This window comes from Streptomyces anulatus, assembly GCF_000721175.1.
Taxonomy (GTDB): Bacteria; Actinomycetota; Actinomycetes; order Streptomycetales; family Streptomycetaceae; genus Streptomyces; species Streptomyces anulatus_C.
Genome location: NZ_JOEZ01000019.1, coordinates 61,928 through 77,694 on the forward strand (window position 1 = coordinate 61,928; position 15,767 = coordinate 77,694).

Sequence of the window (15,767 nt, forward strand, 5' to 3'; positions counted from 1 at the left end):
TCAGAACTGGATCTGGAAGAACGGCGCCGGCGGCGTCGGGCCGTCGTGGCGCCCGTTGCCGTTGGCGGAGGCCGGCACCGGCACGTCGAACCAGAACCGGCGCCGCCGATACCGCGGCGGGTCCAGCGGTTCACGCCGCGGGACGTGGCCGTCCGGGGCCTGGCGCACCACCATGTGGGCGTTCGTGCCGCCGAAGCCGAACGAGCTGACCCCGGCCCGGCGTACGCCGTCCCGCCCGGTCCAGTCCCGCAGCTCGCGGACCGGGAACAGCGGCGACCGGTCGAATGCGAAGCGCCGGTTGAGCGTCGCGCAGTGCAAGGTCGGCGGCAGTTGCCCGTGGTGCACCGACAGCACCACCTTGATCAGGCCGGCGATCCCGGCCGCGCTGAGCGTGTGCCCGATGTTGGTCTTCACGCTGCCCACACCGCAGAACCCGACCTCGTCGGTGGCTTGGCGCAGGACCTCGGTGAGCGCCTTCAGCTCCATCGGGTCGCCGATCATGGTGCCGGTGCCGTGCGCCTCGACGTAACCGAGCTGCGCCGGTGACACCTCGGCCGCGGCGAGTGCGGACTCGATGACCTCGCGCTGCGCCCTCGGGTTCGGCGTGGTGATGCCCATGGTGCGGCCGTCGTTGTTGACGGCGCTGCCCTCGATCACCGCGTACACCCGGTCGCCGTCGCGGATCGCGTCCTCAGCCCGCTTGAGCAGCAGGGCGCCGACGCCCTCGCCGAGGACGATGCCGTCGGCGCGCTCGTCGAAGGTGTGGCACCGGCCGCTGGGTGACAGCGCCCCCGCGCCGCTCATGCCGACGAACGGCACCTCGTCGAGCAGGATCTCGACGCCGCCGACGATCACCAGGTCGGACTCGCCGGTGCGCAGGCTCTGCGCGGCCAGGTGCACCGCGACCAGCGCCGAGGAGCAGGCGCTGTCGACCACCACGGCGGGGCCGCGCACGTCGAGGTAGTGCGAGAGGTGGGCGGCGATGAAGTTCTGCGCCATGCCGCTGATCGAGTGGGTCGTCGCGGCGGCATGGTGCGCGCCGAAGTTCGCCGCCCGGGCGCCGGCGAAGACCCCGACCCGGCGACCGGCCACTTCGGCGGGCGTCAGGCCCGCGTCGGCCAGGCACTCCGCTCCGGCCTCCAGGAACTGCCGCACCAGCGGGTCGACGTGGGCGGCCCCGGCCGGGTCGAGCCGGAAGAAGTCCGGGTCGAAGTCCTCGATGCCGTCCAGGAATCCGCCCCACTTGCTGACGGTTCTGCCGGGCTGCGGGGCCGGGTGCCAGAAGCGATCGGCATCCCAGCGCGACGGCGGCACCTCGGTCACCGAGTCCACGCCGCCGACCAGGTTGCGCCAGAACGTGGCGTGGTCGGGCGCTCCGGGGAAGTGGGCGGCGATGCCCACCACCGCGATGCCCCGCTCCGGCTGCTCCACCCGCGGGAGGTGCGGCTCCGGCGTACGCACCGGGTCCGGCGTACGCACTGGCTCCGGCTCCTCGGGCACCGGCTGGTCCGGCATCTGATCGTCGAGGGCGGCGGACAGCTGGGCGATGGTCGGGTTCTCCAGCAGCGCCGACGGTTCGGCGACCACCCCGAGGTCACGTTCCAGCGCGGCGAGCAGCTGGGCGATCATGATGGAGTCCACACCGAGGTCGGCGAAGTCGGCGTCGGGCCGGATCTGCGTGGCGTCCAGGCGCAGCGTCGCCGCGAAGACCTCGGTGAGCCTTCGCACGCCGTTACCGGTCCGGGTCCCGTGCGCCATGGGCGCGTCCGCGGCGGCGACCGGCGCGGGGGCCTCGGGGGCGGCGACCGGCGCGGGGGGCTCGGGCGTGGCGACCGTCAGGAGGGCGTCGGCGTCGAACCGGGTGGTGTCCACCAGGCACGGCAGCACGACCGGGTCGGGCCCGGCCAGCGCCGCGTCCAGCAGCGCCACGCCGTCCCGCGGGCTGAGCGTCCGCAGCCCCAGCTCTCGGTACGCCGGGGTGTCCACCTCCGGCATGCCGGCCGCCTGCCAACTCGGCCACTGCACCGACCGGAAGACCGTCGTACCGGTGCTGGTGGCGCTCCGGTACTCGGCCACCCGGTCCAGCACCGAGTTGGCCAGCGCGTAGTCGCTCATCCCGGCCGCCAGCGCGGGCACCTGACCGGCGACCGACGAGTACAGCACCACGAAGCGCAGCGGGTCGTCCGCACACGCGTCCAGCAGCGCCTGCAAGCCGGTGGTCTTCGGTTCCAGCACCCGCCGCATGTCGGCGGTGCGTTTGCCGACGAAGGCCGGGTCGGTCATCACACCGAGACCGGCGCAGTGCACGATCCCGGCGATCGGTCCCCACTCCTGCCGGATCCGGTCCAGCGCCTCCCGGGCGCGCTCCAGCGGGACGCTCTCGATCAGCAGGCGCACCCCGGGGCGTTCGAGCGCGGTGAGGTCGCGCAGCCGGGCCGCCAGCGCCGGATCGGTGTCGGGCGCGGTCAGCAGCTCCGCCCAGTCCTCGCGGGCGGGCAGCGGGGACTGCCCGAGCAGGACCAGCCGGTCCGCTCCCCGCTCGACGAGCTCGGCGGCCAGCAGGCGGCCGAGCGCGCCGGTTCCGCCGGTGATCACCACCGGCTGCCCGGCGAGATCGTCCGACCACCGGGCGGGCGCCGGGGCGTTGCCGGTGGGACGCAGCGCCGGCGTGTACCGGGCGCCGTCACGCACGCACACCTCGGTGACCGGGTCGGTCGCCGCCAGCTCCGCGGCGGCCACGTCCCGCAGCGCGTCCGGGTCCATGACGTCGACGTCGACGGTACGGGCGAACACCCCGCGGTACTCGGCGGAGAGCATCCGGACCAGTCCCGCGAACGCCGCTCCTCGCAGCGTCGGGCTGTGCGCGCGGAAGGACACCAGTCCCCGGGTCATGTGCAGATACGCGAAGCCGGCGGTCCGGTTCGCCGCGATCAGCTCGCGGGCCAGCACGATGCGGGCCCAGTCGACGCGTACGTCGGACACCGGCACCGCGGACAGGTCGACGAGGTCGATCACGACCGGCGCCCGGCCGATCGACGCGGCGGCCCGCAGACCGGTCTCCTCGTCCGTGTCGTCCAGGCGGACCACCCGGGCCGCGTCACCGAACGCCGCCGTCGCCAGCGCCTCGGTCTCGGCCCGGACCAGGACCACCGGTGCGTGCGGCGCCGGCCCGGACGACGCTGGCGCCGGTTCCCACGCCTTGGCCAGCAGGCGTCGCGCATCGTCCTGCGGCGGCGGGGCGGATGGGCTCGTCAGCCAGTGCCGTTCCCGTGCGAACGGGTATGTCGGCATGGATGCCAGGGCGGGCCGATCGGTGCGCAGCGCGGCCCAGTCCACGGCCGCGCCGTCCTGCCAGAGCCGGGCGATCCGGTCGAGCCGCCCCTCCCAGGCCAGCCGGCGCAGGTAGCTGACGCCCTCCGGCTCGGTGAGCCAGTCGTGGGCGCCGGTCACGGTGGTCGCCTCGATGTCACCGGCCAGGAAGGCGGCCAGCTGGTCCCGCAGTTCGGCCACGGACGTGACGACCAGGGCCAGGCGCACCGGCATCGGAACCCGGCCCACCTGCGAGGTGTGGGCGAGTGAGGAGAGCGCGGGCTGCTGGTCGCCGAGGAAGGTCCAGTGTGCCCGGGCATACCGATGCAGGGCGGCCTCGTCCCGCGCCGACAGCAGGAAGATCTCCGGCTCGGCCGACTCCACCGGCGCGGACGTTGCGGGCGGCTCCTCCAGGACGACATGGGCGTTGACCCCGCCGAAGCCGAACGAGCTGACCCCGGCGCGCAGCGGCACGGGCGTGCCGTCGGCGTCGTTCGGCGCCCACGGCCGGGTCTCGCGGACCGGCTCGAACGGGGTGCCGTCCAGCTCGATCAGCGGGTTGAGCCGGGACAGGTGCAGGGTCGGCGGCAGCTGCCGGTGCCGCATCGCCAGCACCACCTTGATCACGCCGGCTATGCCCGCGGCGGGCTCCAGGTGCCCGATGTTGCTCTTGACCGTGCCGATGCCGCAGGTGACCGCGGGCCCGGCGGCCAGCGTGCGCTGGGCACGGATCAGGCCGTCGATCTCGACCGGGTCACCCAGGGCGGTGCCGGTGCCGTGCAGCTCCACGTAGGACACCGTCTCGATCGGCACATCCGCGTCCCGATATGCCTCGACCAGCAGGTCCGCCTGGGCGAGCGGGTTCGGTGAGGTGAGCGACGACGCGCGGCCACCGTGGTTGACCGCGCTGCCGCGGATGACCGCGTGCACCCGGTCGCCATCGGCGAGGGCCCGCGACAGCGTCTTGAGCACGACGACGCCGACCCCCTCGCCCTTGACGTATCCGTCGGCCCGCTCGTCGAGCGCCTTGCACCGGCCATCGGGCGCGAGCACGCCGAGCTGGTTGCCGGCGACCACGGTCTGCGGGGACAGCACGAGGCTCACCCCGCCGGCGATGGCCAGTTCGCTCTCCCCCGCGCGCAGCGACCGCACGGCGCGGTGCAGGGCGACCAGCGAGCTGGAGCAGGCGGTGTCGACGCTCTCGCTCGGGCCTCGCAAATCGAGCAGGTACGAGATGCGGTTGGCCAGCATGGTGCGGGCCAGACCGGTGCCGGCGTGAGCGTTGACGTGCTCGCCGCGCAGCACCATCGACTCGTAGTCGGTGAACTGCACCCCGGCGAAGACGCACACCCGGCCGCCCGCGAGCCGGTCCGGGCGGCACCCGGCGTCCTCCAGCGCGGCCCAGGTGTGCTCCAGGAAGAGGCGGTGCTGCGGGTCCATGGCCTGCGCCTCGGCCGGTGAGATACGGAAGAACAGCGGATCGAAGTGGTCCACGCCCGTCAGGAAACCGCCCCAGCGAGCGGTACCGCCGAAGCGGCGGGCGACCTCCCGCCAGTCCCATCGGTCGGCGGGCGTCTCGGTGATCAGGTCCTGACCGTCGGCGAGGTGCCGCCAGAACGATTCGAGGTCGTCGGCGCCGGGCAGCCGCCCGGCCAGGCCGATGATCGCGATCGGCTCGTGACCGACCTGATCCGCGGCCCGCGAGCCGCTCGCGGGCAGGGACACGCCGTCCGGCACGGACACGCCGTGCGGCACGGATACCGGTGCGGGCGTGGGCTCGGCCGGTGCGGGTGCGGGTGCGGGTGCCGACTCGGACCACGCGGGAGCGGGCTCGGCTTGCGGAGCGACCGGGGCCGCCGGGGGCAGCTCGTCCGCCAGGTGCGCGGCGAGCTTGGTGATCGTGTTGGCACCGAACAGCGTCGTCGTCGGCACGGTCACGTCGTAGCGGGTGGCCAGTGCCGCGGCCAGGTTCTGCAGGCCGAAGGAGTCCAGGCCGTACTCGCCGAAGCCAGCGTCCAGGTCGAGAGCGGACGGGGTGATCCCGAGGATCTCGCCGATCAGCTCCCGGAGCTGCGTGGCCAGTTCCGGGGAGACGGCGATGGTCGGCGCAGGAGTCGGCGGCGGCGCCGGGAGGACCGGCACGCCGTCGTCGCGCAGGCGCATCCCGGCGACCAGATCGCGCATCCGGGCCGGGTCACCGGGCAGGACGGCCACCTGCGGGCGGTCCAGGCGCAGCGCCAGGTCGAGCACCTGCTCGCCCTCGGCCGTCTCCAGGTAGCGGAAGCCGGTGCCGGCCAGGTAGCGGCGCTCGTCATCGGTGTCCACGTGCATGCCGCCGGCGCGCCACATCGGCCAGTCCACCGACACGGTACGGCCGTGCCGGCGGCCGGCGAGACGGTCCCGCTCCCGGAAGTCCGCGAACCCGTCGAGGTAGCGAGCGCCGACCGCGTAGTCCACCAGGCCGTAGTCACCGAGCTGCCCGGCCAGCGAGGAGTAGAGCACGAACAGGTCCAGCGGCAGGTCGCGGGTGACCTCGTCGAGAACCCTGGTTCCGGTGATCCGGGCGCGCAGGTGCGCCCGCAGCTCGTCGACGTCCTTGCCGGGCAGTGGGTTGCGCGACGCGGTGCCGGCCAGGTGGAACACCCCGTCGAGGCCGCCCAGGTCGGCGATCACCTCGGCCACGACGCGGGTCATCGCGTCGCGGTCCTCCACGGCCGCCTGGTAGTACTCGAGGGTGCCGTGCGCGCGCAGCTCCGCCAGCTGCTCGGCCCGCTCGGCAGCCGGCGAGCGGCCGGTCAGCGCCACCCGGGCGCCACGTGACAGCAGCATTCGGGCCAGCAGCACACCCAGCCCGCCGAGGCCACCGGTGATCAGGTAGACGCCGCCGTCACGCAGCGGCGAGGGCAGCACCGGACGGGCGGGGATCTCGCTGAGCACCCGCACCGTCCGGCCCGACGGCGACAGCCGCACGGCCGGGCCCGACAGCCGGTGCGCGGCGATCTCGGCGAGCAGCTCGGAGGTGTCGCCCGCACCGTCGACCCGGACGACGCTGAACGTCGTTCCCGGCAGCGCGGCCCGCAACGACGCATCGAACCCGCCCCACGCCTCTGCGAGCGCGTCCTCCGGCACCAGCGCCTGGATCCGGATCGGAGTGCGGGCGCCGCCGACCGTCAGCTCCTTCGCGATCCGGAACATCGCCTCGATCCCCAGATCGTCGCGGCCGGGTGCAAGCAGCGGCCACTGGTGGACGATCCGGGCCGGCGTCTCGGCGAGCAGCCGCGCGTAGTCGTCCTGCTCGCCGGACCGGATGGTGATCACCGAGCCCTCGTCGCGGTACTCCGTGCCGGCGCGGACGTGCACCGCGCCGGGCACCGGCAGATCGCCCAGGACCAGTACACGGCCCGGGTGCTCGCCGGCCGCCGGGACCGGCTCGTCCTGCCAGGTCGCCGTGAAGCAGCTGACCGGCCGGGCAGGCGTGCCGTCGGTGAACCAGTGCCGTTCCTGCGCGAACGGGTAGGTCGGCAGCGACCGCCGGCGCGGCGGGGCAGCCCACCGGCGATGCCAGTCCACCTGTGCGCCCCGGACCCAGGCGGCTGCGGTCTCGTCGTCGCCGTGGCCGTCGTACGGGGTGCGGTCCGCGTCCCGCTCGACCCGCCCGGTGTGCATGCCCGCGGTGTCACCGGCGAGGAAACGCCGCAGTGTGGCGACGGCGTGCTCGGCGGAGTCGGTGACGAACGCCAGCCGCTCGGGGTACGCCCCACGCCCGACCTGCAACGTGTACGCGGTGCCCGCCAGGTCGTGCGCCCAGCGGTCCGGCCGGTCGGCGAAGGACCGCGCGTACGCCCGCAGCCGTTCGGGGTCTCGGGCGGACAGGACGAACACGACCGGTCCCGGCGCCGGAACCGGCTCCTCGGCCGGGTACTCCTCGAGTACGACGTGCGCGTTGGCTCCGCCGTACCCGAAGGCGCTCACCCCGGCCCGGCGTGGCACCCCGGGCGCGGGCGGCGCCCACTCCCGCGGCCCGGTCGCGAGTTCGAACGGGGTGCCCTCCAGGCCCAGATGCAGGTTCGGCCGCGGCCCGTGCGGGTCGCCGCTGATCCGGCCGTGCCGCATCGACAGCAGAACGCGCAGCACCGCTGCGATGCCGGCGGCCGGCTCGAGATGGCCGATGGTGTTCTTCAGCGCGCCGAGCGCGCAGTGCGGCCGGGCCGGCGCGTCGTGACCCCAGTCCTGGTAGAGGTCGGCGAACGCCTCGCGCAGCCCGTTGGTCTCGGCGGGGTCGCCGATGACCGTGCCGGTGCCGTGCGTCTCCAGGTAGCCGATCGTCGCCGGGTCGACCGCCGCCTCCCGGTGCGCCTGCCGGATCACGTCGGCCTGTGCCCGCGGGTTCGGCGCGGTCAGCGAGTTGGCGCGGCCGCCGTGGTTGACCGCGGTGCCACGCAGTACGGCCAGGATCGGGTTGCCGTCGGCGCGCGCCCGGCTGAGCCGCTTGAGGACGACGGCGCCGACCCCCTCGCCGCGTACGTAGCCGGCCGCGTCGGCGTCGAAGGCCCGGCCCACGCCGTCCGGGCTGAGCATCCCCGCGCGTTCCAGTGAGGCGAAGGTGACCGGGGACAGCATCAGGCTGACGCCGCCGACGATGACCGTGCCGCACCGTCCGAGGCGCAGCGCCTCCGCCGCCCGGTGCAGCGCGACGAGCGAGCTGGAGCAGGCGGTGTCCACGGGTTCGCTGGGACCGTGCAGGTCGAGCTGGTACGAGATGCGGTTGGCCAGCATCGACGGGGCCAGGCCGGTCGACGAGTAGGCGTCGGTGGCGGCGCCGGAGCGCTGGATCAGTTCGGCGTACTCGGAGGAGCCGACGCCGACGAAGAGCCCGGTGTCGCTGCCTGCCAGATCACCCGGGTCCATGCCCGCGTCCTCCAGCGCGGCCCACACCGTACGCATCAGCAGCCGCTGCCGCGGGTCCATCCAGCGGGCTTCGCGCGGGGAGATGCCGAAGAACAGCGGGTCGAACCGGTCGATGCCGCCGATGAAGCCGGCCCGGGTCACCCGGGTGCGTTCCGGGTGCGCGGCCGGGTCGCCGTGATGCTCCCGTGCGTCCCACCGGTCGGCCGGTACCTCGGTGAACAGGTCGCCGCCGCGTTCCAGGGCGGCCCAGAACTCGTCCAGGTCGGTGGAGCCGGGCAGCGTCCCGGCCATGCCGACGATCACCACCGGGTCGTCCGGTTCCGGCGTCGCGGGTCGCGCGGGGACGTCCCGCGGGTGTTCGCGGGCGAGCCAGTCGGCCAGGGACGCGGCCGTCGGGGTGGCCAGCAACTGGTCCGGGCCGACCGGTACCTCGAACGCCGCGGAGACGTCACCGGCCAGCCTCAGCAACGCCAGCGAGTCCAGGCCGTGGTCGTGGAACGAGGCGGCCGGGTCCAGGTCTGCCACCGGGTAGCCACTGACCCCGCTGACCAGCCGCAGCACGGTGGTCAGCGCGGGGCCGGAGGAGCCGGCTGGCCGGGTGGGCGGCGGCGTGGCGGCCGGTGGGGCCGCGGCACGGATCCAGCAGCGGACCGGCTCGAACGGGTACCCGGGCAGTGACAGCGGTTCCGGCGCGCTGCCGGGCGTGCCCGCCCAGTCGATCACCTCGCCGTGCACCCAGCGGCGGGCGGTGTCGTGCGGATCCGCACTCGGTGCGACCGGGGCGCCCGGTTCCGTGGTCACCACACCGGTCCAGCCCGCGGGCCGCCCGGCGAGGAAGGCGTCGAGCTGGTCGATCAGCTCGTCCGTGCGGTGGGCGACCACGGCGAGCCGGTGTGCCATCGCCTCACGCCCGATCTGCAGCGTGTAGGACAGGCGGCCGAGGTCGATGTCCGCGTCCGGCAGGGCCGCGGCGAGCTGTCGCAGGGTCGATCCGCTGTGCACGGCACCGGAGTGCAGGGCGGTGTCCCGCCCGGCCAGCCGCATGATCGTGGCGGGGTCCAGGCCGAGCTCGTCGAGCGGCTCGTCGACGGCGCCGACCGGCACCCCGGCGGCCGCGGCGATCTCCGCCAGGCCGGTCGCGCCCGGCTCGCCGCGCAGACGGCTCAGCATCCGCTCGACGACCCGGCGCAGCGCCTGCGCGTCGCGCCCCGAGAACGGGAACACGGCCGGCACCGGCACGACACCGGGCCGCGGCTCGGCCCGGTACTGCTCGACGACCAGGTGGGCGTTGGAGCCACCGGCGCCGAAGGCGCTGACACCGGCGCGCAAGGGTTGCGGGCCGGTCCACGGCGCCGTCTCCCGCTGGACACGGAACGGGACGTTCGCCCAGTCGACGGCCGGGTTCAGCTGCTCGGCGTGCAGTGACGGCGTCAGCTCCCCGGCGCGCATCTGCAGCAGCACCTTGGTCAGGGCGGCGATGCCGGCCGCCGACTCCAGGTGCCCGATGGACGACTTCACCGAGCCGATGGCGATCGAGCCGGCCGGACGGTCGCCGAACGCCCGGGCCAGTCCGGCGACCTCGGCCGGGTCACCCAGCGCCGTGCCGGTGCCGTGCGCCTCCACGTACGACACGCCGGCCGGTTCGACGCCGGCGGCCCGCAGCGCGCTCGTGATGACCTCGCTCTGGGCGCCGGGGCTGGGCACCGCGTACCCGCCGGTCTTGCCGCCGTGGTTGACCGCGCTGCCGAGGATCACGCCGAGGATGCGGTCACCGTCGCGCTCGGCCGCGGCCAACGGCTTGAGCAGGACCGCGCCGACGCCCTCGCCGGGGACCATGCCGTCGCCGCCGGCCGCGAAGCTGCGGCACCGGCCGGTCTCGCCGGTGAACCCGCCGGCCGCGAGCTGCCGGTACTTGCGGGGGTGCGGAGTGAGGTTGACGCCACCGGCAAGCGCGTAGTCCGCGCTTCCGGCGGCCAGCGCCTCGCAGGCCAGATGGATGGCGGTCAGCGACGACGAGCACATGGTGTCGACCGCCAGGCTCGGGCCGTGCAGGTCGAGCGCGTACGAGACCCGGTTGGCGATCGACGCGTAGCCCATCCCGCCGGCCAGGCCGCGCTCGTCCTCGAAGAGCTGGTAGTGGCCGTACATGACGCCGACGTAGACCCCGACGCGGCTGCCCCGGAGCCGGATCCGCGGGTAGCCGGCGTCCTCGAGGGTGTGCCAGGCCGTCTGCAGGAACAGCCGCTCCTGCGGGTCGGTCAACTCCGCCTCGTGCATCGACATCTGGAAGAACCGTGGGTCGAACTCGTCGATGCGGTCGAGGAAGCCACCCCACCGGCTGACCGGTGTGCCGTTCACCTCGGGCGCCGTCCGCGGATCCCAGCGCCCGGCCGGCACCTCGCGGATGCAGTCCCGCCCGGTTCGCAGATTGGTCCAGAACGCGTCGACGTCGTCGGCGAGCGGGTACCGGCCGGCCACGCCGATGACGGCGATCCGGGTGTCCGCGGCGGGCGCCGTCTCCGCCGGCCGTCCGGCACGCTCGGTGACCTGGGCCGGCGCGGGCCGGGGCTCGTCGGGCACCAGGGCCCGCACGCTGTCCGGATACCGCTCGACCAGGTAGTCGGCGACCTCGCGGATGGTCGGGCGTTCGAACAGCAGAGTGGCCGGCAGATCGCCCATGCGTTCGGCGAGCAGGTCGGCGATCCGGGGCACGGTGAGCGAATCGACCCCGAAGTTCTCGTACGTCTCGTCCAGCCACAGCCGGTCCCGGGGCACCTGGAGCACCTGGACGAACGCGTCCTTGACATACTCACGGGCGGCCTCGACGAGCCGGCCCTCGCCGCCGGCATGCGGCGCGGGCGCCGGTTCGGCCGCGGGCGCCGGCGCCGGCTCCGCCGTGGGTGCGGCGACGGACGCCGGCCCGGCCGGGCCGGTCTCCGCGACGACGACGTGCTGGGTGAGCCCCTCGTCGGCGGGGAAAGCCCGGCTGCGGGCGAATCCGGCCAGGTCGAGCGCGGTGCGCCAGCCGGGTCCGGACAGCAGCGGCGAACCGGGCAGGCGCAGGCCGGTGTCGCGGTGCAGCCACCAGCCGTCGAGCAGACCGAAGGTGAGCGTGGCGGTGACGACGTTGCTGGTGGCCTCGTTGAGCACCAGGTGCCCGCCGGGTTTGATCAGCATCGCGACCGCGCGCAGAGTGTGCGGCAGGTCCGGGGTGGCGTGCAGGACGTTCGCTGCGACCACGATGTCCGCGCCGCCGGGCGGGAAGCCCTGCGTGAGGGGGTCGCCGGAGATGTCGAGCTGCTGGAAGCGCACCATCGGGTAGCGCTCGGCGAACCTCTGCCGGCCGTGCTGCAGGAAGGCGGGCGAGATGTCGGTGTAGACGTACGTCAGTTCCGCGCCGGTGGCGGCCAGGGCGGGCAGCAGGCTCGCGGTGGTGCCGCCGGTTCCGGCGCCGACCTCGACGACCGTGACCGGTCCGCCGAGCCGGCCCACCCGGTCCAGCAAGGCGGCGACCACGAGTTCGTTGGCGCGGTCGACCACCGGGCTGCCCCGGTACGCGCCCTCCACCAGCTCCGTGGATCCGCCGGGGAACATCACCTCGGTCGCGCGGACGGTGCCGCGGAGCACCCCGAACAGGTGGTGCATGCAGGGCCTGAGCAGCCGGTCGATACGGTTCAGCGCGGGTTGCCCTTCGCAGAGCGCGACCAGCTCGTTCTCCGGGTCGGTGAGGGCCGGGCGGTCCGTGGCGGTCAGCGCGCTGCCGTCGTCGTACAGGAAACCGGCGACGGTGAGCACGCGCAGCAGTTCGGCGAAGAGCCGGGACTGCCCGTCGGCGATCCGCAGACGCCGCCGCAGTTCGTCGGCGCTCCACCGTTCGCCGACCGTCCGGAACACCCCTTCGCCCCGGAACAGTTCCCACAGCCAGCCGAGCACGACCTCGTCCAGACGCGCCTGGTCGGTCTCGGTCAACAGCCGGGCGACCGGCGGCAGCGCTGCCGCCGAGGGGGCCAGCTCATCGTCGGACTGTTCAGCGGCGGGCCGTTCGACTCCGGCGGCAGCGAGCACCTCGGCGGTCGCCTTGATCACCACGACCTGCCGATCGGTACGGCCCAGCACGTCGTGCACGGCTGCCATGCCCTCGGCCGGGGTGATCGAGTGGATCCCGGTCCGGGCCAGGCGCTCGCGGTGCCGGTCGTCGGCGACGATGCCGACGGTGCCCCAGTAACCCCAGTTGATGACGGCCGAGCGGGCGGCCAGCACGTCGTCGAGATGGTGCGCGAACGCGTCCTCGAACGTCGATCCGGCGGCGTAGTTGGCCTGCCCGGCGCTGCCCGACAGGGCCACCGCCGAGGAGAAGAACAGGACGAAGTCGAGCCCGTCGGCGGCGCCCAGGGCGCGGTGCAGTGCCACCGACGTACGGGTCTTGGCGTCGAGCACGGCCCGGAAGGTGTCCTCGGTCATCGTGGCGACGGTCTGGTCGCGCAGCACGATGGTGGCGTGCACGACCCCGTGCAGCGCGCCGTGCTCGGCCCGGACCCCCGTGACCACCTCGCCCAGCGCCGCCGGGTCGGTGGCGTCGGCCCGCCGGTACGAGACGAGCTCACCGGCCGGGTCGAGGCGGCGCAGCCGGTCGCGGCGGTCGGCGTCGAGCTCACTGCGCCCCACCAGCACGACCTTGGCCCGGTAGCCGCGCACCAACCACTCGGTGAGCTCCAGGCCGAGTCCGCCGGCACCGCCGAGGATCAGGTAGACCCCGCCGTGGCGGATCGCCTCGCGCGTCGCCGTGGCGGCGGCGGGGACCAGGCTCCGCCGGTACAGGACACCGGCGCGCAGGGCGTACGGGCCGCCGGCCGGCACGTCGAGGACATCCGCGGAGACCGGGTCGGCCGAGGAGCGGTCGACCACGGCCACCCGCCAGCGCGGATGCTCCTGGGCTAGGGACAGGGCCAGCCCGTGCAGAGCGGCCGCGTACGGGTTGCGGACCGGCTCGGTGCCGGTGCTCAGCGCGGCCTCGGTGACCACGGTCAGCCGTACCGGTGCGCCGGACCGTTGCAGCGCCTTGGCGACGCGGAACAGGGCCAGGACGCCGCGCTCCTGCGCGAGGTCGAGGGCGGCCGGGTCGTCGGTGCGCCCTTGCGCCGGGCCGGAGAGCACGATCACGTGGCCGGGGCGCCCGGCCGGGGCGGTGAAGTGCTCGGGCTCGATCTCGGTGACGGAGCCGCCGAGCCGGGCCGCGAGGGCGGCAGCGAGCGGCGCGGCGGAGGACGGCCGGATCAGCCAGGTGTCCGAGCCGGGCGCGGTCAACGGCTCGGCCGGCGCCGGGGACCAGCGGGGCAGGTACATCAGGTCGTCCACCGGTCGCTCGGTCACGGCGGGGCCGGCGGTCACTACGGGCCCCGTGGTCACAGCAGGCCCGGTGGTCACGCTGGGCCCGGCGCCGGACGTCCGCGGTGCGGGAGCCGGGCGCAAGGACAGGTCGCGCAGCCGGACGCGAACGGTGCCGGCCGGGTCGGTCAGGGTCAGGTCGTACCGGTCCGGGCCGACGGCGCGCACATGGGCGTACGCCTGCTCGGGGAGCGGCCCGAACACCTCGGCGGCGGCGAGCGCGAACGGCACCATCGCCGGTCCGCCGGCGCGGTCGCGCAGCACCGCGAACGTGTGCAGGGCACCGTCGATCAGCGCGGGTGGCAGTGCGCAGCCGGCGAACCGGGCGGCCTCGGCAGGCACGCGCAGACTCGCCAGCGCCTCGCCGTCGCCGGCGGCGATCCACTCGACGGCGCGCAGCGCCGGACCGTAGACCAGGCCGGCTCCGGCCAGGTCGGCGTAGACGTCCGCGCCGTCGTGCCGGTGCGGCAGGGTTGCCCGGAGCAGCTCGACCGGTACGGGCTCCGGCACGTCGTCGGCCAACGCCTCGACAACGCCCTCGGCCAGCCGGTCGCCGGTGTCGCCGGTGTCGCCGAGCAGGGTGAAGGCCAGGCCGGCGCCGTCGCGGCGCAGCCGGGTCCGGGCAGAGGCTGCGGCCTCGGTGACCACGAGCGGACGCAGCCACCGGACGTCGCGCAGCCGGACCGGCGCCGGGTACCCGGCGTGCGCGGCGGCGGCCCGGGCCATCTCCAGGACCGCCGCGGCGGGAAGCAGGCGCAGGTCGCCGACGCGGTGCCCGTCGATCAGCGGGTGCGCGGGGGAAAAGGCGGTGCGGTAGGTCAGGCCGTCCACGCTGCCGGCCGGCTCGATCTCGTCCAGCAGCGGATGCGTGGCCGGGCCGGCCGCCGGCGGCGGCGCCCAGATCTGCTCGGTGAGCCAGCAGCGCAGCTCCTCGAACGGGTAGCCGGGCAGGGGCAGCCGCCGCCCCGTGCCGGGCCAGGCGACGGTCGCGCCGGCGGTCCAGGCGGCAGCCAGGCCGGCCGGGTCCGTGGTGGCTGGCGCGGCGGCGCGGGAGGCACCACGGCCGCGGACGCTGCCCGTCCACACGCCGGTTCCGGTGCCCGCGCGCAGCCGATCGGCCAGCTGGTCCGCCGTGGCAGCGAGCACCACCATGCGGTCGGCCCAGGCCTCGCGGCCGTGCTGCAGCGTGTATGCCACGTCGGCGAGCCGGTCGGCGAGGCCGTTCTCCACGGCGTCGGCCAGCCGCTCGGCCAGCGCGCGCAGGCTCTCCGGGGTGCGGGCAGAGAGCGGGAAGAGCCAGGGGCCCGGTGCGGCGGCCGGCGCCGGCCCGGGAACGTACTCCTCGACGACCAGGTGGGCGTTGGCTCCGCCCGCGCCGAACGAGCTGATCCCGGCGCGGCGCGGCAGGCCGTCCCGGCGCGGCCACGGGGCCACCTCGGTCTGCACCCGCAGCGGCGTGGAGTCGAAGTCGATGTTCGGGTTGACCGGGTCGGCGTGCAGCGACGGCACCAGTTCCCCGTGCCGCATCTGCAGGAGCACCTTGCAGAGCCCGGCCATGCCGGAGGCCGACTCGAGGTGGCCGATGTTGGACTTCACCGAGCCGATCGGCAGGCTGCCCCGGGGCAGGCCGGAGGCGCCCAGCGCGCGGGCCAGGGCCCGGATCTCCACCGGGTCGCCGAGTGCGGTGCCGGTGCCGTGAGCCTCGAGGTATCCGAGTGTGGCGGCGGACCCGGCCTCGGCCAGTGCCCGCTCGACGAGGTCGCTCTGGGCGACCGGGTTGGGCACGGTGAAGCCATTGGTTCTGCCGCCGTGGTTGACGGAGCTGCCCAGGATGACGCCGTGGATGTGGTCGCCGTCGCGGACGGCGGCCGACAGGGGCTTGAGCAGCACCGCGCCGACGCCCTCGCCGGGCACGTAGCCGTCGCCGTCCGCGCCGAAGCTGCGGCAACGGCCGTCGCTGGAGGTGAAGCTGCCCTGGCCGAGGAACCGGTACTTGTACGGGTGGACGTGCAGATTGACGCCCCCGGCGAGGGCCATTTCGGCCTCACCGCAGCGCAGGTCACGCACGGCGAGGTGGATGGCCGTCAACGACGAGGAGCACATGGTGTCCACGCCCAGGCTGGGGCCGGTCACGCCCAGGGTGTACGAGACCCGGTTGGCGATGG

The 15,767-nt window shown here is 74.8% G+C and carries 1 protein-coding gene (cut by a window edge); it reads right to left on the reverse strand.

What is annotated here, in order from left to right; all coding sequences use genetic code 11:
• Positions 1-15,767 carry the 3' portion of an L-histidine N(alpha)-methyltransferase gene (locus IG90_RS0123185; protein WP_030587746.1) on the reverse strand. The gene runs 3,223 nt beyond the window's last position, so 15,767 of the gene's 18,990 nt are visible here — the last part of the coding sequence; its start codon lies beyond the right edge, outside the window; it ends in the stop codon at positions 1-3.